General features: G+C 68.8%; 20 protein-coding genes. 8 read left to right on the forward strand and 12 right to left on the reverse strand.

What is annotated here, in order from left to right; translation table 11 throughout:
• Window positions 1-2: 2 nt before the first annotated feature.
• Window positions 3-1130 carry an alkaline phosphatase family protein gene (locus ACU6RU_RS07310; RefSeq protein WP_446726220.1) on the reverse strand — a complete coding sequence of 376 codons (1128 nt, stop codon included), beginning with the start codon at window positions 1128-1130 and terminating at the stop codon, window positions 3-5.
• A gap of 63 nt (window positions 1131-1193) precedes the next feature.
• Between ACU6RU_RS07310 and ACU6RU_RS07315 the strand changes: the two genes are divergently transcribed.
• Window positions 1194-3653, forward strand: a complete 2460-nt coding sequence (locus ACU6RU_RS07315; protein WP_446726221.1) for a DNA gyrase/topoisomerase IV subunit A — start codon at window positions 1194-1196, stop codon at window positions 3651-3653.
• A gap of 131 nt (window positions 3654-3784) precedes the next feature.
• On the opposite strand, the gene ACU6RU_RS07320 is transcribed toward ACU6RU_RS07315, so the two are convergent.
• The gene (locus ACU6RU_RS07320) at window positions 3785-5854 is read right to left on the reverse strand and encodes a DNA gyrase/topoisomerase IV subunit B (RefSeq protein ID WP_446726222.1); all 2070 of its coding nucleotides are present in this window, start codon (window positions 5852-5854) and stop codon (window positions 3785-3787) included.
• Between the two features lie 194 nt (window positions 5855-6048).
• Between ACU6RU_RS07320 and ACU6RU_RS07325 the strand changes: the two genes are divergently transcribed.
• The gene (locus ACU6RU_RS07325) at window positions 6049-6267 is read left to right on the forward strand and encodes a DUF7455 domain-containing protein (protein WP_023951321.1); all 219 of its coding nucleotides are present in this window, start codon (window positions 6049-6051) and stop codon (window positions 6265-6267) included.
• A gap of 80 nt (window positions 6268-6347) precedes the next feature.
• Here ACU6RU_RS07325 and ACU6RU_RS07330 read toward each other — a convergent pair whose 3' ends face one another.
• The 5 genes from ACU6RU_RS07330 to ACU6RU_RS07350 form a co-directional block, all read right to left on the reverse strand.
• Window positions 6348-7355 (reverse strand): sugar-transfer associated ATP-grasp domain-containing protein, encoded by a 1008-nt coding sequence (locus ACU6RU_RS07330; protein ID WP_120262866.1) that lies wholly within the window; start codon window positions 7353-7355, stop codon window positions 6348-6350.
• Window positions 7356-7405: 50 nt separating this feature from the next.
• Window positions 7406-8428: a sugar-transfer associated ATP-grasp domain-containing protein gene (locus ACU6RU_RS07335; RefSeq protein ID WP_120262867.1), complete on the reverse strand. Its 1023-nt coding sequence runs from the start codon at window positions 8426-8428 to the stop codon at window positions 7406-7408.
• A gap of 1 nt (window position 8429) precedes the next feature.
• Window positions 8430-9128: a coenzyme F420-0:L-glutamate ligase gene (locus ACU6RU_RS07340; RefSeq protein WP_120262868.1), complete on the reverse strand. Its 699-nt coding sequence runs from the start codon at window positions 9126-9128 to the stop codon at window positions 8430-8432.
• Window positions 9125-10444: an RNA polymerase sigma factor gene (locus tag ACU6RU_RS07345; protein ID WP_446726223.1), complete on the reverse strand. Its 1320-nt coding sequence runs from the start codon at window positions 10442-10444 to the stop codon at window positions 9125-9127. The genes ACU6RU_RS07340 and ACU6RU_RS07345 overlap by 4 nt, the downstream gene beginning before the upstream one ends.
• Window positions 10445-10676: 232 nt before the next feature.
• Entirely contained in the window at window positions 10677-11603 is a 927-nt protein-coding gene (locus tag ACU6RU_RS07350) for a proteasome assembly chaperone family protein (protein ID WP_289331280.1), read from the reverse strand.
• Window positions 11604-11694: 91 nt separating this feature from the next.
• On the opposite strand from ACU6RU_RS07350, the gene ACU6RU_RS07355 reads away from it, so the two are divergent.
• From ACU6RU_RS07355 to sucB, 3 genes are all read left to right on the forward strand, one after another.
• Window positions 11695-13161, forward strand: coding sequence for a leucyl aminopeptidase (locus tag ACU6RU_RS07355; RefSeq protein WP_446726224.1), 1467 nt, complete (start codon window positions 11695-11697; stop codon window positions 13159-13161).
• Window positions 13158-14528, forward strand: a complete 1371-nt coding sequence (gene lpdA / locus ACU6RU_RS07360; RefSeq protein ID WP_120262872.1) for a dihydrolipoyl dehydrogenase — start codon at window positions 13158-13160, stop codon at window positions 14526-14528. Before ACU6RU_RS07355 ends, lpdA begins: the two co-directional genes overlap by 4 nt.
• A gap of 64 nt (window positions 14529-14592) precedes the next feature.
• Entirely contained in the window at window positions 14593-16302 is a 1710-nt protein-coding gene (sucB, locus tag ACU6RU_RS07365) for a 2-oxoglutarate dehydrogenase, E2 component, dihydrolipoamide succinyltransferase (RefSeq protein ID WP_289331277.1), read from the forward strand.
• An 18-nt stretch (window positions 16303-16320) separates the two neighbouring features.
• Here sucB and ACU6RU_RS07370 read toward each other — a convergent pair whose 3' ends face one another.
• Window positions 16321-17604 carry a hypothetical protein gene (locus ACU6RU_RS07370; RefSeq protein ID WP_446726225.1) on the reverse strand — a complete coding sequence of 428 codons (1284 nt, stop codon included), beginning with the start codon at window positions 17602-17604 and terminating at the stop codon, window positions 16321-16323.
• Window positions 17605-17724: 120 nt separating this feature from the next.
• On the opposite strand from ACU6RU_RS07370, the gene ACU6RU_RS07375 reads away from it, so the two are divergent.
• Window positions 17725-18435, forward strand: a complete 711-nt coding sequence (locus ACU6RU_RS07375; protein WP_120264329.1) for a DUF4191 domain-containing protein — start codon at window positions 17725-17727, stop codon at window positions 18433-18435.
• A 27-nt stretch (window positions 18436-18462) separates the two neighbouring features.
• Here ACU6RU_RS07375 and ACU6RU_RS07380 read toward each other — a convergent pair whose 3' ends face one another.
• Complete coding sequence (locus tag ACU6RU_RS07380) at window positions 18463-18897, reverse strand: RDD family protein (protein WP_259455196.1); 435 nt, start codon at window positions 18895-18897, stop codon at window positions 18463-18465.
• Window positions 18898-19030: 133 nt separating this feature from the next.
• Here ACU6RU_RS07380 and glnA point away from each other — a divergent pair, with 133 nt between their 5' ends.
• Together glnA and arr are read left to right on the forward strand one after the other, a co-directional pair.
• A complete protein-coding gene (glnA, locus tag ACU6RU_RS07385) occupies window positions 19031-20455 on the forward strand; it encodes a type I glutamate--ammonia ligase (protein WP_289331275.1) in 1425 nt (474 codons plus the stop codon).
• Window positions 20456-20564: 109 nt separating this feature from the next.
• Complete coding sequence (gene arr, locus ACU6RU_RS07390; protein ID WP_446726226.1) at window positions 20565-20972, forward strand: NAD(+)--rifampin ADP-ribosyltransferase; 408 nt, start codon at window positions 20565-20567, stop codon at window positions 20970-20972.
• A gap of 6 nt (window positions 20973-20978) precedes the next feature.
• On the opposite strand, the gene ACU6RU_RS07395 is transcribed toward arr, so the two are convergent.
• From ACU6RU_RS07395 to ACU6RU_RS07405, 3 genes are all read right to left on the reverse strand, one after another.
• Entirely contained in the window at window positions 20979-21647 is a 669-nt protein-coding gene (locus tag ACU6RU_RS07395) for an esterase/lipase family protein (RefSeq protein WP_446726317.1), read from the reverse strand.
• A complete protein-coding gene (locus ACU6RU_RS07400; RefSeq protein WP_446726318.1) occupies window positions 21647-22447 on the reverse strand; it encodes an alpha/beta fold hydrolase in 801 nt (266 codons plus the stop codon). The genes ACU6RU_RS07395 and ACU6RU_RS07400 overlap by 1 nt, the downstream gene beginning before the upstream one ends.
• Before the next feature lie 94 nt (window positions 22448-22541).
• Window positions 22542-23444 carry a DUF808 domain-containing protein gene (locus tag ACU6RU_RS07405; protein ID WP_446726227.1) on the reverse strand — a complete coding sequence of 301 codons (903 nt, stop codon included), beginning with the start codon at window positions 23442-23444 and terminating at the stop codon, window positions 22542-22544.
• Window positions 23445-23452 lie beyond the last annotated feature (8 nt).

The following is a 23452-nucleotide window of genomic DNA, read 5'->3' on the forward strand; positions in this document are numbered from 1 at the left end:
GGTCAGGCGAAGGCGCCGAAACGGACCAGGGGGACGATGCGCTCCTGATCGGTGAGCGAGCCGTGCTGCCCGATCATCCGCTGCGGCTTCTTGTCTGCGAGACGGTCGTCGTAGTACGCGACGCCCGAGCGCGCCGCGACGAGGACGTCGCCGATACGCGGGACCACCGCCGGGTCCACCGCACCGAAGAGCCCGGCCTCGACCGCCTCGTCGCGGGTCATCACCCATGACCGGCCGGATTCCGACTCACGCCATCGCGCCGCCACACGCTCGACGGATCCCTCCACCGTATAGAGGTGGAGCATGCGCGGCTCGCCCGCGACGAGCTCGACCTCGTCGAGCAGCTCGTCGCCGTCGCGGAGCAGCACGTGGCGGTGCGCCGGGACGTCGATCATGCCGTGGTCAGCCGTCAGCACGGCGCCGATGCCCGATGCCAGCTGATGATCCCACCGGCGGAGCTCACCATCGAGCGTTTCGAGCTGCGCGGCCCAGCGGTCGCTCTCCCAGCCGTGCGCGTGCCCGATGATGTCGAGCTCCGGGATGTAGACGTAGACGAGCGCGCCCTCGTGCGCTCCCGCGAGCGCCTCCGCCAGGGCGAGACGCTCGCCGATTCCCGATGCCGCGACGAACTCGGCACCGCGGACGGTCGCCGCGGTGAAGCCGGTGGCGGCGTACTGCGCACGGCTCACGACGAAACTCCGCCTCCCGCTCGCCGCCTCGCGCTCGAACACGGGCTGAGAACGCTGCCACGCATGCGGGTCGAGGCCGTCCTCCTCCCATCCGGTGAGCTGGTTCGGAGCGGATGCCGTACCCGGCACCCTCACGCGGTAGCCGACGATGCCGTGCTCCCCCGGGAGCACCCCCGTGAAGAGACTGGTCAGCGCCGCCGCCGTCGTCGCCGGGAAGACGGTGCGTGCGGCGTCTCGCTTGGTCATCCGCTCGGAGAGGAATCGGGCGTAGGCCGCCCGCTGCACGAGATTGCCGCGACCGAGCCCGTCGGCGACGATGACGATCGCCGAGCGGGCGGGCATGAACCAGTCGGGTCGACCCGACATGGACGCGATCAGCTGCGGCAGCACACCGGTGAGGCTCCGGGCCGTGGGCGGGTCGGTCGGTAGGCTTGAGGGCATCGCGGACAGTCTCGCACAGACGGCATCCGCACTCCCATCCCCGATCGAGGTCCGAACAGCTTCATGGCCGCATCCCGCACCGCTTCACCCGTCCCCGACCAGCCGGAGCGCATCGAGGACGTCGACGTCTCGGCGGAGATGCAGGGATCATTCCTCGAGTACGCCTACTCGGTCATCTACTCGCGGGCACTGCCCGACGCGCGCGACGGTTTGAAGCCCGTGCAGCGGCGCATCCTGTTCCAGATGGCCGACATGGGCCTCCGACCCGATAAGGGGCACGTCAAGAGCGCCCGCGTCGTGGGCGAGGTCATGGGTAAGCTCCACCCGCACGGCGATTCGGCGATCTACGACGCACTCGTCCGGCTCGCGCAGGACTTCGCGCTCCGGGTGCCCCTGGTCGACGGACACGGCAACTTCGGCTCGCTCGACGACGGTCCCGCCGCGGCCCGCTACACCGAAGCCCGACTGGCTCCCTCGGCGCTCGCCCTCACCGAGAACCTCGACGAGGACGTCGTCGACTTCATCCCGAACTACGACGGTCAGTTCCAGCAGCCCGCGGTGCTGCCAGCGGCCTATCCCAACCTCCTCGTCAATGGAACGACCGGCATCGCCGTCGGCATGGCGACGAACATGGCCCCGCACAACCTCATCGAGGTCGTGTCAGCGGCCGTGCACCTGCTCGAGAACCCCGATGCGACGCTCGACGATCTCATGGAGTTCGTGCCGGGCCCGGACCTGCCCGGCGGCGGCGTGATCGTCGGCCTCGACGGCATCAAGGATGCCTACACCAACGGCCGCGGCACCTTCCGCACCCGCGCGAAGGTCTCGGTCGAGTCGCTCGGACCGCGGCGCACCGGTCTCGTCGTGACCGAGCTGCCCTACATGGTCGGCCCGGAGCGCATCATCGAGAAGATCAAGGATGCCGTCAACGCGAAGAAGCTGACCGGCATCTCCGACGTCCAGGACTTCACCGACCGCAATCACGGGCTGCGCCTCGTCATCACGATCAAGACCGGGTTCGACCCGAACGCGGTGCTCGAGCAGCTCTACCGGTTGACCCCGCTCGAGGACTCGTTCGGCATCAACAACGTCGCGCTCGTCGACGGCCAGCCTCAGACACTCGGACTCAAAGAACTCCTGCGCGTCTACCTCGACCACCGCATCGAGGTCGTCACGCGGCGCAGCCGCTACCGCCTGGCCCGCAAGCAGGAACGCCTGCACCTCGTCGAGGGCCTGCTGATCGCGATCCTCGACATCGACGAGGTCATCCAGGTCATCCGCACGTCCGACGACGGCGAGCAGGCCCGCGGACGCCTGATGGACGTCTTCGACCTCTCCCAGCCGCAGGCCGAGTACATCCTCGAACTGCGCCTGCGTCGACTGACGAAGTTCTCCCGCATCGAGCTCGAGACCGAGCGCGATCAGCTGAAGGCCGAGATCGCGCACCTCGAGGAGCTTCTCGCGAGCGACGTGCTGCTGCGCGCCCAGGTCGCCCGCGAACTCGAGGCCGCGGCTGAGACCTACGGCACGCCCCGGCGTACCCTGCTCCTCAACGGCGGCCCCGTCACCGCACGCTCGGGAAAGAAGGCGGGCGCCGATCTGCAGATCGCCGACGCTCCGTGCCGCGTCTTCCTGTCCGCGACCGGCCGGATGGTGCGAGCCGAGCTCGGCGAGGATCTGCTGAGCAGCGGCATCGTTCCGCCCGCCCGGCGGAGCAAGCACGACGCGATCCGTTCGGCCGTCGATGCGACGGTGCGCGGCGACCTCGGCGCCGTCACGAGCACGGGGCGTCTCGTCCGCTTCTCCCCCGTCGACCTGCCGTCGGTCCCCGGCAACAGCGTTCAGCTCGCGGCCGGGTCGAAGGCCGACCAGTACCTCGGCCTCGGTGCCGGCGAGCACGTCGTCGCGATCGTGCCGTTGACCGCCGAGCCTCCCATCGCGATCGGCACGGCGCAGGGCATCGTCAAGCGCTTCGCGGCCACGGAGCTCGCGCCCGGCAAGCCCGACGCCGAGATCATCTCGCTCAAGCCCGGCGACCGCGTCGTGGGGGCTGCGCCTGCTCCGGACGGCACCGAGCTGGTCTTCGTCACCTCCGACGCTCAGCTGCTGCGGTTCGACGCCGCAGCCGTGCGCCCGCAGGGCCGGGCTGCCGGCGGCATGGCGGGTGTCCGCGTCGCGGACGGAGAGCGCGTCATCGCGTTCACCGCGGTGACGGCATCCGAGGACACCGTCGTCGTCACGATCGCGGGGTCGACGCAGTCTCTCGCCGGCGCCGATGCCGGTAGCGGCAAGGTCTCGGCCTTCGCGGAGTTCCCCCCGAAGGGACGCGCGACCGGCGGTGTCCGTGCGCAGCGATTCCTTCGCGGCGAGGACACCTTGACGCTCGCGTGGGTGGGAGACTCACCCCGCGCGGTCGGCACCGACGGCGCGACCCGGACTCTCCCCGAGGTCGGCGCGAAGCGTGACGCGTCGGGCCAGCCCCTCGACGGCGTCATCGGCGCGGTCGGCACCGTCATCGCCTGAGTCGAACGATTCCCGCGGCGAACGTCGGAGAATGTCACGTATCTCGGACCGAAAGCCGGGCCAGCTCCGACATCCGCGGCATTCTCCGAACCTCGCGCGCGCGTCCGCCGTCGCGGACCGGTGCGCGGCGCTCAGGCGTCGATGGCCTCGCGCGAGAGGCGATCGCTCGAGGTGACGATGAAGTCGCGGCGCGGGGCGACCTCGTTGCCCATGAGCAGCTCGAAGACGGCATTGGCCGCGTCGGCATCCTCGACGCGGACCCGGCGGAGCGTGCGCCCGGCGCGGTCCATCGTGGTCGTCGCCAGCTGATCGGCGTCCATCTCGCCGAGGCCCTTGTATCGCTGCACCGGTTCCTGCCACTTCCGGCCCGACTTGCGCAGCTTTGCGAGCAGCGCGTGGAGCTCGGCCTCGGAGTACGTGTAGATCGTCTCGTTGGGCTTCGACCCCGGATTCACGACGACGACGCGATGAAGCGGAGGAACCGCGGCGAACACCCGGCCCTCCTCGATCAAGGGCCGCATGTACCGGAAGAACAGCGTGAGCAGCAGCGTGCGGATGTGCGCACCGTCGACGTCGGCGTCGCTCATCAGGATCACCTTGCCGTAGCGCGCGGCGCTCAGATCGAACGAGCGCCCGGAGCCCGCACCGATCACCTGGATGATGGCGGCGCACTCGGCGTTGGAGAGCATGTCGCTCACCGACGCCTTCTGGACGTTGAGGATCTTGCCACGGATGGGGAGGAGTGCCTGGTACTCGCTGTTGCGAGCGTGCTTGGCGGTGCCGAGCGCCGAGTCGCCCTCCACGATGAAGAGCTCGGACTCGGCGACATCGTTGCTGCGGCAGTCGGCCAGCTTCGCCGGCAGCGACGACGACTCGAGAGCCGTCTTGCGTCGCTGGGTCTCCTTGTGGGTGCGCGCCGAGATGCGCGCCTTCATCTCGGAGACGACCTTTTCGAGCAGCTGCCCCGTCTGCGCCTTGTCGTCGCGCTTCGTGGAGGAGAACAGCGCACTCAGCTCGCTGGTGACCACCGAGGCGACGATCTGCCGCACCGCCGGGGTTCCGAGGATCTCCTTGGTCTGCCCCTCGAACTGGGGCTCGGGGAGCCGCACCGTCAGCACCGCGGTGAGCCCGGCGAGGATGTCGTCCTTCTCGAGCTTGTCGTTGCCGACCTTCAGGCGCCGTGCGTTCTGCTCGACCTGGCTGCGGATGACCTTCATCAGACCCTGCTCGAAGCCCTGCTGATGGGTTCCGCCCTTGGGCGTGGCGATGATGTTCACGAATGACCGGGTCACGGTCTCGTAGCTCGTGCCCCAGCGCAGCGCGATGTCGACCTCGCACGAGCGCTCGACCTCGGTCGGCACCATCGCGCCGTTGGCCTGGAGCACCGGAACGGTCTCGGTGAAGGTACCCGAACCCGTCAGCCGCCAGGTGTCGGTGATCGGCGCGTCGGGCGCGAGGAACTCGGCGAACTCCGAGATGCCGCCGTCGAACCGGTAGCTCGTCTCGACGCGCTCCTCGCCGCGCTCGTCGACGATGACGATCTCGAGGCCGGGCACGAGGAACGCCGTCTGCCGTGCCCGCTGCACGAGCTCTTCGAGGTGGAAGGCGGCGTCCTTCGTGAAGATCTGACGGTCGGCCCAATAGCGGATGCGGGTACCGGTCGTACCGCGGGGCGCCTTCCCGACCACGCGCAGCTCGGACGCGCGCTCGAACGGGGTGAACTCCGAATCCGGTGTGTCACCGGCGAAGAGTCCGGGCTCGCCGCGGTGGAACGACATGGCATAGGTCTTGCCGGCACGGTCGACCTCGACGTCGAGGCGCACGGAGAGGGCGTTCACGACCGACGCGCCGACACCGTGGAGTCCGCCCGACGCGGCGTAGGAACCGCCGCCGAACTTGCCGCCGGCGTGCAGCTTGGTGAAAACGACCTCGACGCCTGTCAGTCCGGTACGGGGCTCTACGTCGACGGGGATGCCGCGGGCACGATCGCGTACCTCGACGCTGCCGTCGGCATGGAGGACGATGTCGATGCGCGAACCGTAACCGCCGAGGGCCTCGTCGACGGAGTTGTCGATGATCTCCCAGAGGCAGTGCATGAGGCCCCGGGAGTCGGTCGACCCGATGTACATGCCGGGGCGTTTGCGGACGGCCTCGAGCCCTTCGAGCACCTGGAGGTGGTGGGCGGAATACTCAGCAGTCACGATCTCCAAGCGTATCCGCGGGTGCGGACACGGCGGGGAGGACACACGCGCGCAGAGCGGACCCGGGCCGACGTGCGCGCGGTGAGCGTACGCGCTGAGCGAAATGATCGTCAAATGGGGCATACCCCCGGCTGGTCGTGGTTGTATCGAAGGCACTCAGTTGCACGACCCGATCGACCGAGGAGGCACCCATTATGACCACGAACACTTCCGAGAGCACCGCCGTCCTCGACCACCGCCTGACTGCGGCCGATCGCTGCGACTCGTGCGGCGCGCAGGCTTACATCGCCGCAGAGGTGAACGGCAGCGAACTGCTCTTCTGCGCACACCACGGCCGCAAGTACGAGGAGAAGCTCCGCGCCGTCGCCACCAGCTGGCACGACGAGACCTCTCGCCTGGTCGCCGCCGGCTGAGGCCGGCTCCACGACGAAAGCCCCGAGCATCGCGCTCGGGGCTTTCGCGTTGCCGGGTGCTGCGCGCGCCCGGTCGCGGATCAGAAGCCGACGGCCGCCTGGTAGACGGGGAGCAGGCCGGTGCGCACGCCGGAGGCGGAGGGCTTGGGCTGGAACACGCTCGAGTTGTGGTTGCCCTCGATGACGACCGGTCCGTTCGGCGTGATCGCGAGGTCCCAGCCGACGTAGGGCGCTTCCGGGGTACGGCGGGCGAGCTGCTCGGTGAGAGCCAGCACCTGGTCGAACAACGGAACCGTGAACCCGACGATCTCGGTACCCGTGACCGGGTGTTCACGGTAGACGTTGGAGTTCTTGTCGACCCCCGGGTAGAGCGCGACGCCGTGCTCATCGAGCATCGTGAACATACCGCCGGAGGCGAAGTTGTCGATGACGTCGCCGTTGCCGATCCGCAGCACGCCGGCGAGGAGTCGGACATCGCCCTCCGGGGTGAGGAACGTGATCATCCGGACCGTGTTGACGCTGTCGGGGTAGAGCGAGGCCATCTCGGGGTGCTGAACGATGAACTCATCGACGATGGACTGACCCGCTGCCGTCGCCTCGGCTCGGAACGCGGCGGCATCCGTCACGTTCTCGTGCAGAGTGATCCCACCGCCGCCGTGGCCGTCGAGCGGCTTGGCGAGCACCTTGGGATGGCGGGCGAGGAACGCGCCGAGCTCGGCGTCGTCGACATCCCGCAGATCGAGCGTCTCGCGCCCGAGCAGGTCGGCGTACTCGCGAGCGAAGCGGCGCTTGTCCTCGAGCTTCGCCCGGCCCTCTGGGGTGTTGTGCATGCGCGTGATGCGGAACGACTTCGGGTGCGTCATCCAGGTCGCACGTTCACGGGCGTTGAGCAGACGGATGTCCCACACCGCGTAATCGCGGAAACCCATGTCGTACTTGACGGAGCACCACAGCATGTCGGCGATGATCACCGGCAGCGGCGCCTTCGACACCTTCTGCACCTGCCGGCCGAACTCGACGAGATTGCCGACCCGGACGTTGCGGGCGCGGTCGAGGAGGTAGCCCAGCCGGACGCGTGATCGACCCATTGCTCGTTCTCTCCGTGTTCTCGGTGTTCCGGTTGCGGATCAGCAGACGCTCAGAAGCGCATGGCAGCGCGGTATCGCGGAAGCAGCCCGCGCCTGATGCCCGATACCGACGGCTTCGATTGGAACACACCCGTGTTGTGATTGCCCTCGATCACGACGGGTCGCTCGGGGGTGATCGCGATGTCCCAGCCGATGTACGGCATCTCCGGAACCCGCCGGGCGAGGCGATCGACGAGCTCGAGGACCTGCGGGTACAACGGAACCTGGTAACCCGTGATGGGCACCCCGGTGATCGGGTGCGTCTCGAAAGGACGACCTTCTTCGTCGCTCGCCGCGTGCAGAGCCCGACCGGCATCGTCGAGCATCGTGTACATGCCGCCGTTGGAGAAGTTGTCGATGACTCCGCCGTTGCCCACCTTGAGGACCGCAGCGAGGACATGCACGACGTCGTCGGGATCGCGATAGGTCACGACGCGCAGCGAGTTGACGCTGCCCGGATAGAGGCGCGCCATCTCCGGATGCTGGACCAGCACCTCCTCGACGAGCGTCTCGCCCGAAGCGAGGAGTTCCTCGCGGAGCGCGGCGACATCATCGATCGAGGCGACCTCGCGCATCGTGATGCCGTTGCCGCCGACTCCCCCGGGGTTCTTCGTGATGACGCGGTCGCGACCGTCGAGGAACGCGGCGAGGGCCGCGGTGTCGGAAGCGGCGACGTCGAGCCACGCGCGTCCGAGCTCGTCGCCGAACCGGTGCGCGAACTGGAGCTTGTCGTCGAAGACACCGCGCACCGAGTTGTCGTTGAGACGCCGCGACAGGTGGAACGACTTCGGGTCGGTCATGTACGTCCGGCGCTCGCGAGCCTTGAGGATGCGGAAGTCCCACTCGGAGTAGTTCTCGAACGTCGTCTCATAACGGACCGCGCACCACGCCATGTCGGCGGCGACCCACCAGACCGGCGCCTTCGAGAGCGCGGCGGACTGGCGGGCGAACTGCAGCACGCGCTCGCGGTCGAACGACACGACACGCCGGACGAAGAAGCGCGCACGCCGGTAGAGCCGATTCACCGCGCCCATGTCAGACCTCGCGGATGACACCGAGCGGCGTCGACTCGTGGCCCTGACCCAGCGGGTTGTCGCGCAGGATCCGCACGAGCCGCTGCTCTCCGGCCTTGTCGAGCGTCGATCCGAGGATGTTGCCGCCGATGTCGTTGATGTCGACGACGGCCACCTCAGCGATACCACCGAGCTGTGACTTGACGCGCGCAGCGACACCCCGAGGATCGGTCGGCCCGAGGACGACCGCCTTGTTGTACGGAGGGATCGTGCCGGAGGTCGGGCCGTCGATCGCGCGCGCCTTGTCTCCCGCGACGCGGTAGAAGTCGCCGCGTCGGCCGAAGAGCTTCGTGACGGCGCTGACAGCCGCGGCGAACAGGATGCGCGGCGTGCCGCACTCGCGAAGCGCCATCTCCATCGTCTCGGGCATGCCGAGGCCGATTCCGTAGGGGGTGCGGGTCACGTACTTCGACAGGAACCTCGCGAGCGGACGCACGCTGATCTCATCGAGCGTGTAGGAGCGACCCTGTGTGATCGCCACGATCTTCTCGGTGACGAACAGCAGATCGCCCGGCTGCACGGTGGGCGCGGCATACTCCGAGATGACGGCGTCGAGATCGTCGCCGGGCATCACCACGCGAGTGCGGATCGGGATCCGCGCGTAGGAGGTGCCGTCGACGACGACCTCGAGAGCCTTGCCCTCGTTGGCGGTGCCGGTCACTCGAGGTAGTCCCGGAGCGACTGCGAACGCGACGGGTGGCGCAGCTTCGCCATCGTCTTCGACTCGATCTGGCGGATGCGCTCGCGCGTGACGCCGAAGGTGTCGCCGATCTGATCGAGCGTCTTGGGCTGACCGTCACCGAGGCCGAAGCGCATGCGGATGACGCCCGCCTCGCGCTCGCTCAGCGAGTCCAGGAGCGACTCGAGCTGGCGCTGCAGCATCGTGAAGCCGACCGCGTCGGCCGGGACGACCGCCTCGGTGTCCTCGATCAGGTCACCGAACTCGCTGTCGCCGTCTTCACCGAGCGGAGTGTGCAGCGAGATCGGCTCACGGCCGTACTTCTGCACCTCGATGACCTTCTCGGGCGTCATGTCGAGCTCGCGGCTCAGCTCTTCGGGCGTGGGCTCGCGGCCCAGGTCCTGGAGCATCTGGCGCTGCACGCGGGCGAGCTTGTTGATGACCTCGACCATGTGGACCGGGATACGGATGGTGCGCGCCTGGTCGGCCATCGCGCGGGTGATGGCCTGACGGATCCACCACGTCGCGTACGTCGAGAACTTGAAGCCCTTGGTGTAGTCGAACTTCTCAACCGCACGGATGAGGCCGAGGTTGCCCTCCTGGATCAGGTCGAGGAACTGCATGCCACGACCCGTGTAGCGCTTGGCGAGCGAGACGACCAGACGGAGGTTCGCGCCGAGGAGGTGGCTCTTGGCTCGCTGGCCATCGCGCGCGACCCACTGCAGGTCGAGACCGAGCTGGTTCGACTTCTCGGCAGCCGACATGTGCGACAGCTTCTCTTCGGCGAACAGGCCGGCCTCGATGCGCATCGCGAGCTCGACCTCTTCGGCCGCGTTCAGCAGCGGAACCTTGCCGATCTGCTTGAGGTAGTCCTTGACCGGGTCGGCGGTCGCGCCGGTGATCTGCGTCGAGTAGACGGGGACATCTTCCTCGTCGCTCGACGAGATGACGATGGCACCCGTGGGGAGGGCCTCGGTGACGGCGGGCTTCTTCGGCTCGTCGTCGTCTTCGTCGTCGTCCGCCTTCGCGGCGTCTGCGGGGGCGGCGTCTTCCGAGGCGTCTTCGGCGTCGACCTCGACGTCGACCTCGACGTCCTCGTCGTCCATCTCTTCGTCGTCGGCCTTGGCCTTGGCCTTGGAGGCCTTCGCGGGCGCAGCCTTCTTGGCCGCGGTCTTCTTGGCGGGCGCCTTCTTCGCGGCGCTCTTGGGCGCAGCCTTCGCAGCGGTGGCGGGCGCGTCCTCGACGAGTTCGGTGTCCTCGCTCGCGCGGGTGCGGGTGGTCTTCGTGCCTGACGTCACGGTTAGCCTCTCACCGGTGCGAACGCACCGGGTTCTCGGACACTAGTAAGACCCTTGTCAAGTCCCCCGCCACTCGAACGAACGAGGAGCACAGGATCGACAACGGGTCAGGTCCTTCATTGTCTCATATCTCGTGCGCTGTTCCTGCGCAAGCATTCATTCCTATGAGAACGCCGACCGGGCGTGACGCATTCCCTCCACTCGTGGCGACGTGAGCAGAGAGCTGGGGAGATCAGGAGCGGCCGCGCTTGTCGTCGTCGCCCGGGGGGCGCGACGCGAGGAACCGTTCGAGCTCGGCGGCGAGCTCATCCGCACTCGGAAGATCACCCGTATGGATGATGGGCTGTCCGAGAGCCGAGGCCGCCATGTACGAGTCGTAGCGCTCTTCGAGGGTGTGGAGCATCGTCGTCAGCTCTTCGCTGCCCGAGACCTGGTCCTCGACCTTGTCGAGGTAGTCGCGGTTCTCGTTGCGGAGGGTGTCGCTGTCGAAGACGAGACCGGTCGCGACGCTGAGGCTGTCGAGACCGGCGATGGCGGCCGCGGGGTACTCGGTGTCGCCGAGGTAGTGCGGCACGAGCAGCGCGAAGCCTGCGACGCGCGCATCCGCTTCGGCGAGCCGGAGCTCGAGCAGGTGACCCGCGGTGGCGGGGATCTGGGTGCGGGGCTGCCACACCGAATGCGCCGCCGTCAGCTCCGAACGGGTACCGCTGACCGTCGCGCCGATCGGCCGCGTGTGCGGCACGGGCATCGGGATGGCGTGCACCCAGGTGATCGAGGCGACCTGCATCCCCTCGGCGAGGCCCACGACGGTCTCGGCGAAGGCCTCCCAGGCGAAATCGGGTTCGTAGCCCGCGAGGAGCACGAACGGCTGACCGAGCGAGTCGTGCGCGAGCGATAGCTCCAAGCGCGGCGCGCGGTAATCGGTGAGGTGGTCCTCGTCGAAGGTGACGATCGGTCGGCGTGCGCGGTAGTCGAACAGCACGTCGTTGTCGAAGGCGACGACCGTCGTGGGATCGAGCTCGCCGCGGAAGTACTCCACGATGCGGGAGACGGCGCCTCCGGCGTCGGTGAACCCGGTCAGCGCGATGACGAGCGGCAGTCCCGCGGGGACGGGAGGAGACCCGGCGGCACGTGCGTAGAGCGGTCCGGACAGCGGCATGCTCCAACTCTACGAGGCGCATCCTCGCCCGGAGGCGGCTCGCCCCTCGCTGTCAGCGAACGCCCGCGACGCGCGAACCTAGGATGGGAGGATGCCGTTCCCCGAGATCGCGCACACCAGCGCGCCCGTCACCGAATCCGACGCCGACGCTCTGGTCCTCGCACTGCCGCCGCTCGACGAGCAGGCCGACGTCGCCGACTGGCCGGGCATCGCCGCGATGCTCGCCGCCGTCGGCTTCACCGGTGCGCGAGGATCAGTCCACCGCGTGTTCCTGCCCGCCGTGTCGTCGAAGCCCGTCGTGGTCGTCGGGACCGGGTCCGAACCCGACGACCATGCGCTCCGCGACGCCATCGGCACAGCGGTGCGCGTGACCACCGGGTTCGCGTCGCTCGCCGTCGCCGCACCGCTGGCGGCCGCCGACGCCTGGGGCTCCCTCGCCGAGGGCGCCGCCATCGGCGGATACCGCTTCGCGGGATACAAGGGCGGCACGCCGAAATCACGGGCGGATCGGGTCACGATCCACTCGCCCGCCACGCCGTCCGCCGACGAGGTCGCCGGGGTGAACGCCCTCGGACGCTCGCTCGCTCTCGTGAAGGACCTCGTCAGCACCCCCGCCGAGTGGCTCTCGCCTGCCGATCTGGCGGAGCGTGCGATCGAGGCGGTCGCAGGGCTGCCGATCGAGGTCGAGGTGCTCGACGAAGAAGAGCTCGAGCGGCAGGGGTTCGGCGGTGTCCTCGGCGTCGGGCAGGGCTCGGACCGTCCGCCGCGCGTCGTCCGCGTGGAGTACTCCCCCGCCGGGGCCGAGCGCCACGTAGCTCTGGTCGGCAAGGGCATCACGTTCGATACGGGCGGTCTCTCGCTCAAGCCGCCCGCGAGCATGGTCGGCATGAAGTACGACATGGCCGGCGCCGCAACGGTGCTGGCGGTCGTGCAGGCGGCCGCCGCTCTCGCCCTCCCCGTGCGCGTGTCGGCGTGGCTGTGCGTGGCCGACAACATGCCCTCGGGCCGCGCGACGCGCCCCGGTGACGTGCTCCGGATGCTCGACGGGACGACCGTTGAGGTGTTGAACACCGACGCGGAGGGGCGCCTCGTCCTCGCGGACGGCCTCGTCGCCGCCAGCCGTACGCGGCCGGACGCGATCGTCGACGTGGCGACCCTGACCGGCGCGATCATCGTCGCCCTCGGAAACCGGCACACCGGCGTCATGGGCGACGACGATGCCGTCGCCGATTACCTGGCGGCCGCGGAGCGCGCGGGTGAGGCCGCGTGGCAGCTGCCGCTCCCGGCACACATGGAGGACGAGCTCGACTCCCCGATCGCCGACATGCAGAACGCGAAGATCGGCGACCCCGCCGGCGGTTCGCTGTTCGCCGGACTGTTCCTGCAACGCTTCGTCGGCCGTACCGGCGAGGACGAGGACGCACCCCGCATCCCGTGGGTCCATCTCGACATCGCCGGGTCTGGCACCACGAAGGCGGCCTTCGGCGGAACCGACAAGGGGCCGACCGCCGCGACCGTCCGCTCGCTCGTTGAGTTCCTGCGAGGACCGCAGCGATGAGCGATCACAGCGCCGATCTGGTCATCCTCGGTGGTGGCAGCGGGGGCTACGCCACGGCGCTCCGCGCCGCCGAGCTCGGGTCGTCGGTCGTTCTCATCGAGAAGGACAAGCTCGGCGGCACGTGCCTGCACCGCGGCTGCATCCCCACGAAGGCGCTGCTGCACTCCGCCGAGGTCGCCGACAACGTCCGGGGCTCGGACCACGTCGGCGTCCGCGCCGCGTTCGAAGGAATCGACGTCGCCGCCGTCCACGCGTACCGCGAGGGCATCGTGGCGAAGAAGCACAAAGGTCTCGAAGGACTGATCGCAGCGCGGAAGATCACCGTCGTTCACGGCGAGGGCCGTCTCGACGCTGACGGCGGCGTGGTCGTCGGCGACGATCGCTACCGCGGCACGGACGTCGTGCTGGCCACCGGTTCGTACAGCCGATCGTTGCCCGGTCTCGAGCTCTCCGACCGGATCATCACGAGCGAGGGTGCCCTCGCGCTCCCCACGGTGCCGCGGCATGCCGTCATCCTCGGCGGCGGCGTCATCGGGGTCGAATTCGCCAGCATCTGGCGTTCCTTCGGCGCCGAGGTGACGATCATCGAGGCGCTCGACCGGTTGCTGCCGGCCGAGGACGCCGCGATGAGCAAAGCCCTCGAACGAGCGTTCCGCAAGCGCGGCATCGCCTCGCGCACGGGCGTGCGGTTCAGCGACGCCGAGTCGCGAGCGGACGGCGTCCGAGTCTCGCTCGAGGACGGGACCGTCCTCGACGCCGACGTCTTGCTCGTCGCGGTCGGCCGCGGCCCGGCGACCGCCGACCTCGGTTTCGAGGATGCGGGCGTCGAGCTCGACCGCGGCTTCGTCCGCGTCGACGAGCGCCTTCGCACGACGCGCGCACACGTGTGGGCCGTCGGCGATATCGTGCCCGGACTGCAGCTCGCCCACCGCAGCTTCCAGCAGGGCATCTTCGTCGCCGAGGAGATCGCGGGGCTGCGTCCGACTGTCATCCCCGACAGCCTCGTTCCCCGTGTGACCTACAGCAGCCCCGAGGTCGCCTCGGTCGGTCTGACCGAAGAGCAGGCACGCGCCGCGCACGGCGATGCCGTCGTCGTCCGCGAGTACAACCTCGCGGGAAACGGAAAGAGCGAGATCCTCGGCACAGCCGGCCTCGTCAAGGTCGTTCGCCGTCTCGACGGCCCCATTCTCGGGGTGCACCTCGCCGGCGACCGTGTCGGCGAACTCATCACCGAAGGTCAGCTCGCCGTGGGCTGGGAAGCCCACCCCGAGGACATCGCACCATTCATCCACGCCCATCCGACCCAGAGCGAAGCTCTCGGAGAAGCATTCCTGGCGCTGGCGGGCAAACCGCTGCATGCGCTCTGACCGGTCGACCGATGCAGATCAGTAAGCTAGAAAGACATCGGCATTTCTTGAAGGAGACAGATTCATGAGCACTTCCGTGGTCCTCCCCGCGCTCGGAGAGAGCGTCACCGAGGGAACGGTGACCCGCTGGCTCAAGAAGGTCGGTGACACCATCCAGGAAGACGAGGGTCTTCTCGAGATCTCCACCGACAAGGTGGACACCGAGATTCCGTCGCCCGTGAGCGGCGTCATCGAAGAGATCCTCGTGCAGGAGGACGAGACCGTCGAGGTCGGCGCCGTCCTGGCGAAGATCGGCGACGGTTCGGGAGCGCCCTCCAGCGACGCCCCGTCCGAGCAGGCTCCGGCCGAAGAGGCACCCGCCCCCGCGCAGGAGGCCCCGGCCGCCGAGGCGCCGACGGAGTCCGCACCGCAGCAGTCGGAGGCCGCTCCGGCAGCGTCCGGCGACGCGAAGGATGTCGTGCTCCCCGAGCTCGGCGAGAGCGTCACCGAGGGCACCGTCACCCGCTGGCTCAAGCAGATCGGCGACGACGTCGCCGTCGACGAGCCGCTCCTCGAGATCTCGACCGACAAGGTCGACACTGAGATCCCCGCGCCCTTCGCCGGCACGCTCGTCGAGATCCTCGTCCAGGAGGACGAGACCGTCGAGGTCGGTTCCGCACTCGCTCGCATCGGTTCGGGTGCTCCGGCCCCCGCGGCCGAGGCACCGGCCGCACCCGCAGCCGAGGCCGCACCCGCACCCGAGCCCGAAAAGCCCGCTGCACCGGCCGAGGCACCTGCCCCGCAGTCGGCGCCGGCACCCGCACACCAGCCGGCTCCCGCCTCCGCAGCTCCGACCGCGGAAGCAGCTCCTTCCGACAACGAGGGCGTCACCTACGTGACCCCGCTCGTGCGTCGTCTCGCGCAGCAGCAGGGCGTCGACCTGGCCTCGATCAAGGGCAGCGGCGTCGGCGGGCGCATCCGCAAGGAAGACGTCCTGAAGGCTGCTGAGGCCGCATCGGCCCAGCCCGCCGCGGCTCCCGCCGAGTCCGCCGCCGCGCCTGCCCAGGTCGAGGTCTCGGAGCTTCGCGGCACGCGCGCTCCGATGTCTCGTCTGCGCAAGGTCCTCGCCAAGCGCGCGGTCGAGTCGATGCAGCAGACCGCTCAGCTGACGACCGTCGTCGAGGTGGATGTCACCAAGCTGTCGGCGTTCCGCGACAAGGTGAAGGTCGACTTCAACGAGAAGACCGGGGCGAAGCTGTCGTTCCTGCCCTTCTTCGCCCTTGCCGCCGCCGAGGCGCTTCAGACCTTCCCGATCGTGAACTCCACGGTCGACGGTGAAGAGATCGTCTACCCCGCCACGGAGAACATCTCGATCGCGGTCGACACCGAGCGCGGACTGCTCACGCCCGTGCTGCGCGACGCGGGCTCGAAGAACCTGGCCCAGATCGCTCAGGACATCGCGGACCTCGCTGCACGCACGCGTGACAACAAGCTGAAGCCCGACGAGCTCGCAGGCGGCACGTTCACGATCACGAACACCGGCTCGCGTGGCGCGCTGTTCGACACCCCCGTGGTGTTCCTTCCGCAGTCGGCGATCCTCGGTACCGGCATCGTCTACAAGCGCCCCGGCGTCGTGACGGTCGACGGCAAGGACGCGATCTCGGTGCGCTCGTACGTGTACCTCGCGCTCTCGTACGACCACCGCACCATCGACGGCGCCGACGCAGCGCGCTTCCTGAGCGCGATGAAGGCACGCCTCGAGGGCGCTCAGTTCGAGGGGAACCTCGGCTACTGATCGGCTGAGCCACTCACCTCACGGCTGGTCCGCGACGTCGTACACGTCGCGGACCAGCCTTTTCTCGTCATGAGCGACGACCACGACCACCTGAGCGGGACGCCGTCCGGAAGGATCGTCGACACGCACGACCTCGACCCCACCCAGGTCGTCGAGCACGCGCACCTCGCGCGGAGCGTCGGCTGTCGCGATGCCGTCGGGGAGCGCGGCATCCGCTCGCTCGAGCAGTGACGCACGGCACGTCGGTTCGTCCGCCCGCCAGCAGTCCGCGAGTTCGTCGATGATACGAGCGGCCGGCTCGGCTGGACGCGTCTCGGCACCTGTGGCGGGGATGGTCGCCTCGTCGAGGGCAAAGCCCTGCGGCCTCGCCGACGGCGTCGGCTCTTCCGTACGCCGCTCGTGCGAGACGGTTCGTGCGTCGGCGTCCGCATCGTGGGGCAGCGAGAACCCCACGACGAGAGTCGCAGCCACCGCACCGAGGGCGACCCACATCACACGTCGCCTGCCGGCGAGGCGTGCAGCGCCCGTCGCCGGCCGGCCCCACCGCCGCACGAGGCCGCCCGCCGCACGGCGGATCTCCGCGCGCACCCCCGCTGCCGCTGCCATGACCCGCTTCATGACGTCGCCGTCGACGAGTCCCGACGCGGCAGTCGTCACGATGGACGCCGACGGCGAGTCGTCTTCGGATGGACGCGACGGCAGGGGCCGAGCGGCACCCGGCGCCCCCGGCACGAACGGCTCCGGCGTGGCCAGCCCGAACAGATCATCCTCGAGCGTGGGCGCCGCGAACGGCAACGTGACGCGATCCGCCAGGGCCTCGACGACTCGATCGCGCAACGCGCGCGCGATCGCCGCGTCCGGGATGCGGTCGAGCACGATCCGCGAAGAGACGTCCCACGCCCGCGTGCCGGTCGGGATGAGGACGGGGCGCCCATCGCTCGTCGACCACCACTCCCCCTCGCGCCATTCCGATCTCGCGGCGTCCACCGCCCCGCGCAGGACGCTCACCGCGAGCGTCACCGCTTGACCGGGAGTGAGGTCGAACGAGGTCGAGCCGCCGCAGAGGCGCGCGCTGACGAGCGGCAGGATCACGACGGTCGCGTCCGCGACCCGGTCGACGTCGTCGGGCGCGAGAAGGTGACAGCCCGGGACCGCAGACCATAGCTCCTGCGGCACGGACGACGCCGCGACACGGTACGAGGTGCCGCTGCGCGAGGCGAGGATCTCGCCGGGATAGGGCGCCTCGGGCGGAGACACGTGTCTGAGTGGGCCGGGCAGGTCGACGACGGGGAGGGCGTTCATCCTGCCAGCGTGGCGCGGTCGCGCCACGGCTCGGCCCGGTTCACACAGACGTGTGGACGACCGCCGTTCCCGGCCGGTTGTGCAGGCGGAACGGGGCGACCGAAAAGGTAGGCTGTGAGCATGTCGTCCCGCAGCACCGCACCCGAGAAGCGCCCCGGATTCTTCTCCCAGCTCCGCTCCCTGTTCACCTTCACCAAGGAGTACTACAGCTGGCTGCCGTGGTTGCTCATCGGCATCGTGGTGGTCGGCATCGGCCTGGGCGTCCTGGTGGGCTTCCTCATCCCGCCGGGCGCGATCTGGAGCGTCATCCTCTGGGGTGTCACGGGACTGCTCTTCGGCATCCTCGGCGCCATGATCACCATGACGCGGCTGGCCACGCGCGCGATGTACAAGCGCATCGACGGGATGCCGGGTGCGACGGGACACATCATCTCGACCAACCTCGGCCGCAAGTGGCAGGCCTCGGAGATGCCGGTCGGCGTCAACCCCAAGACGCAGGAGGCTGTGTACCGGGCCGTCGGCCGCGGCGGCGTCGTCATCATCGGGGAGGGCGCCCGCGGGCGTCTGACGCGACTCATCAACGACGAGCGCAGCAAGGTCAAGCGCGTCGCCTCGGGAGTGCCGATCCACGTCCTCTATGTCGGACACGGCGAGGACGAGGTGCCCATCGCCAAACTCGCCCCCACCATCAAGGCGCTGCCCAAGGCGATCGACCGGACGACGATGGCCGCCGTCATCAAGCGCATCGAGTCGGTGTCGCAGTCGGTGACCTCGCTGCCGATCCCGAAGGGCGTCGACCCGATGAAGGCGCGCGCCCAGCGCCCACGCTGAGCGCCCCGCCCCCGGAGGCCTGTTGAGTCAGGCGCGGACGAGGATCGTGCCGGCCGCCTTGTCGTGGAGTCCTCGCTGATCGGGATCGAACACCACCGCAGGGATCACCAGCACGAGGAGCAGCGTCCGTACGATCGGACGCCACAGGCCCGTCCATCCGCCGTGCAGGAGCTCGAGACGCAGGCCGACGATGCGATGACCCGGGCTACCCCCGATCAGCGGGATGAAGATGACCTGCAGCGCTGCGAAAACAGTGATCGGCGCGAACTGGGTCACCCCGGCCTCACCCGGAAGAGCGAACTGGTCGAAGCCGAGGAACGCGGTCGCGAGCAGCGTCGCCGCCGCATAGTCGATCACGAGGGCCGCCAGCCGTCGTCCGAGACGGCCGACGCTGCCGGGGCCGTGCTCGGGACGCCCCAACCGCTCGCCGGGATAGGTGTTCTCGCGCAGGGGTTCGGGCACCTGTCCAGCCTAAACGGGGCCGGTGGCGTAACATCCCGGAAACATCCGAGATACTGCCGGGCAACTGGATGCCGATAGGTTCGAAGAGGTCTGGATGACTCCAGGCTGTTCCTCACCCGATCTTGGAGACTCCATGTTCAAAGATTCTTCCGAGGTGCTCAAGTTCATCCAGGACGAGGACGTCAAGTTCCTCGACATCCGTTTCACGGATCTTCCTGGCGTGCAGCAGCACTTCAACATCCCGGCCTCGACCGTCGACGAGGAGTTCTTCACGGTCGGTCAGCTGTTCGACGGCTCGTCGATCCGCGGCTTCGCGAACATCCACGAGTCGGACATGCAGCTGATTCCGGATGTGTCGACGGCTTACCTCGACCCGTTCCGCGAGGCGAAGACGCTGATCATGATCTTCGACATCTACAACCCGCGCAACGGCGAGATCTACGCGAAGGACCCGCGCCAGGTCGCCAAGAAGGCCGAGAAGTACCTCGCCTCGACCGGCATCGCCGACACCGCGTTCTTCGCCCCCGAGGCGGAGTTCTACATCTTCGACGACGTCCGCTACGAGGTGAAGCAGAACTCGAGCTTCTACTCCGTCGACTCCGAGGAAGGCGCCTGGAACACCGGCCGGGTCGAAGAAGGCGGCAACCTCGCCAACAAGACGCCGTTCAAGGGCGGCTACTTCCCCGTCTCGCCCGTCGACAAGACGGCCGACCTGCGCGACGACATCTCGCTCAAGCTCATCGAGTCGGGCCTCGTGCTCGAACGTGCCCACCACGAGGTCGGCACCGGTGGACAGCAGGAGATCAACTACCGCTTCGACACCATGGTGCACTCGGCGGACGACATCCTGAAGTTCAAGTACATCGTCAAGAACACCGCCGAGATGTGGGGCAAGGTCGCGACCTTCATGCCCAAGCCCCTCTTCGGCGACAACGGCTCGGGCATGCACACGCACCAGTCGCTGTGGCTGAACGGCGAGCCCCTCTTCTACGACGAGAAGGGCTACGGCGGGCTCTCCGACATCGCGCGCTGGTACATCGGCGGCCTGCTCAAGCACGCTGCCGCGGTGCTCGCATTCACCAACCCGACGCTGAACTCGTACAAGCGTCTGGTCAAGGGCTACGAGGCTCCGGTCAACCTGGTCTACTCGGCCGGAAACCGCTCGGCTGCCATCCGCATCCCGATCACGGGCACCAACCCGAAGGCCAAGCGCATCGAGTTCCGCGCCCCCGACGCCTCGGGCAACCCGTACCTCGCGTTCGCCGCGCAGATGATGGCCGGCCTCGACGGCATCAAGAACCGCATCGAGCCACACGAGCCCGTCGACAAGGACCTCTACGAGCTGCCGCCCGAGGAGGCCAAGAACATCCCGCAGGTTCCGAACTCGCTGCTCGACTCCCTCGAGGCGCTGCGCAACGACCACGAGTTCCTGCTGGCCGGCGGCGTGTTCACGCCCGAGCTGATCGAGACCTGGATCGAGTACAAGATCGAGAACGAGATCCAGCCGATCAACGCCCGTCCTCACCCGTACGAGTACGAGCTGTACTTCGGCGTCTGACACACCGGCTGCGACGGAGCCCCGTCGCCCGCTCTCTCGAGCCGGGCGGCGGGGCTCCGTCGTTGTCGGGCGCTTGCATCGTCGGCGCAGTCGGCGCCATCCTGATCGGGTGAATCTCTCTGACCTTCCCGGGCCGTTCTTCCACGGCACGAAGGCGTCGCTGCGCGTCGGCGACCTGCTCACCCCGGGCCACCCCTCCAACTACCGCCCGGAGATCACGATGAACCACGTGTACTTCACGGCGGTGAAGGACGGTGCCGGTCTCGCTGCCGAGATCGCTCCCGTGCCCGGCGAGCCCCGCGTCTACGTCGTCGAACCGATCGGTGATTTCGAGGACGACCCGAACGTCACCGACAAGAAGTTCCCGGGCAATCCCACCCAGTCCTATCGCTCGGCCGCTCCCCTGCGGATCGTTGCCGAAGTCACCGACTGGACGCGACTGTCTCCCGAAGCGCTGCAGACGTGGCGGGAGCGCATCGCCCGCATGGCCCGCGAGAGCGCGGAGATCATCAACTGATCACCGTCATCCCGCCAGCCGGACGACCTCCGCGATGACCCGCGGATGCGCGAGAATGCGGAAGTGCCCGCCCGTCTCCAGCCGGACGTTGCGCGCACCGTCCAGCTCGCTGCCGCCGGGGATGTGCGGGTCGAAGTCTCCGTACACCGACACGATGCGCGGGTTGGGGCTCACCTCGCGCGCCAACGCCAGAATCCCCGGCGCGCTCGGCGAGAACGCCCGCAGCGACGGTACGAGCATGAGCCGCCCGTAGACCGAGCCGGCGAACGGGCTCGCGACGGCGACCATGCCTCGGATACGACCGCCGGCAGCGGCATCCGCCATCACCTGCTTGCCGACCAGGCCTCCCTTGCTGTGCGCGACGATCACGACATCGTCGAGGTCGTGCTGCTTCAGGTAGTCCGTGACGTGACGCGCTGCACGCGGCACGGGCCATCGGTTTCGACCCAGCGCGGCGATCACGTGAACGGGGTGCCCGCGGTCGTGGAGCGCGGTGATGAGGGGCTGCAGGAAGCGCCACGTCTCGTAAACGCCGGGGAGCACGACGATGGGTGTGCCGTCTCCCGACCGGAAGTCGCCGGGATCCGTGCGCGACAAGAAGGCGCGCACCTGCCACACGGCCGCGTAGGCGTAGTCCGCTATCCACCACGTCGCATCGCGGAGCGCGCGCCGCATCATGATGCGCCCGCGGGGTGGCCGCCGGATGCTGTCAGAGCGAGGATGCCGTGTGCGACGGCCTCCGCTGCGGTGCGCTCGACGTGGTGCCCCTTGCCCGGTACCACGAGCACACTGCTCCGAGCGGTTCGCGCCGCGAGGCGATTGACCCACCCGTTCCCGGCGATCGGGTCGCGGCCGCCGCGCACCACGAGGGTCGGCACGACGGCCTCTGCCACGCGCTCCTCGAGAGGATAGGCGAGCATGTGCCGGACCTGCGCGAAGAACCAGCGCGGGCCGGTGCGGAGGTAGTCGAGCGTGACGCGGAGGTTCACCCGCGGCGGCTCCCGCAGCCCGTCGCGAGCCAGCGCCACGGCCTGCGCGGGCAGCCCGCGGCGCTGATCATCGACGACCGGGCCGATCAGGACGAGCCCACCGACCAGGTCCGGATGCCGCACGGCCGTCTCGACCACCCACTGCGCCCCCATCGAGTGTCCGACCAGCACGGCGGGGCGTGCGACAACGCGGCGGAGCACGTCCGCGAGGGCATCCGCCATCGCGGCGACCGAGACGTCGACCTCGGGCGCCGGCAGGCCCGCGAAGCCCGGCAGATCGACGCTGTGCACCGACGCGGTACGCGCGAGCCTCGGGTGGAGGTGGAGGAATGAGCGGTGAGACATGCCCACGCCGTGGACGAGCACGATGGTCGGAGACGACGCTTCTGCGGCGGAACTCCACACGCGGAAGACAAGCCCGTCGACCGAGAACTGCCGGGGCGACCACTCGACGCGCGCGGGGCGCGGCAGCGTCGAAGTCGTCATCACTTGGTCAGGCTATGAGAGTCGCGAACCGAGTGCAGGCGGCTTGACGTCGCGCCCATCACCATGCCCGTCGGATGCGGCGAGCGAGGGTAGGTCAGTGGGTCGCGGCGTCTCCGGCATGCTGCGGTCCGCCGTGGCGGAGGCGCCGGATCACCATCAGCACGCCGACGATCACGAGCCCGACGAGCAGCCCGGCGATCGCCGACACGGCCGTCTCGCCGATCCAGACGACCACACCGCCCGCGGCTTCGAGCAGGTGCTCCACCCCGTGCAGCAGGTCGAGTGTGAAGGCCACCCCCACCTCGCCGAGGTTCGCGAGCACGAGGTGCCCACCCACCCACAGCATCGCGACGGTCCCCACGACGCTGATGACGCGGAAGACGGCGGGCATCGACCGGACGATCCGCATCCCCGTGTGGCGCACCCGCGACGACGGGTTCTTCGCCATGCGCAGGCCGATGTCGTCGATCTTCACCAGCAGAGCGACAGCTCCGTAGACGACGCCGGTCATCAGCAGTGCGATGATCGCGAGCACGGCGAGCGTCTGCCAGATGCCCATCCCCTCGTCGAGGTTCGACAGCGAGATGAGCATGATCTCGGCCGAGAGGATCAGATCGGTGCGGACGGCGCCGAGCACGAGCTTCTTCTCATCTCGCGGACCGTCATCCTCGACGCCGTGATGAACCCCGAACCACTCCAACACCTTCTCGGCGCCCTCGTAGCAGAGGAACATGCCGCCGAGGATCAGCAGGTACGGCAGCACGGCCGGCGCGAACGCGGTCAGCAGCAGCGCCACGGGGATGATGATGAGGAACTTGTTCGCGATCGACCCGAGCGCGATCTTCCCCACGACGGGAAGCTCTCGGGCCGGTGTGATCCCCTGGACGTACTGCGGCGTCACGGCGGCGTCGTCGATCACCACACCCGCCGACTTCGCGGAAGCGCGCAGAGCCGCGCTCAGGATGTCGTCGACGACAGCCAGCAGACCAACCGACATGTTTCCCC

This window comes from Microbacterium sp. F1-18 (assembly GCF_052921305.1).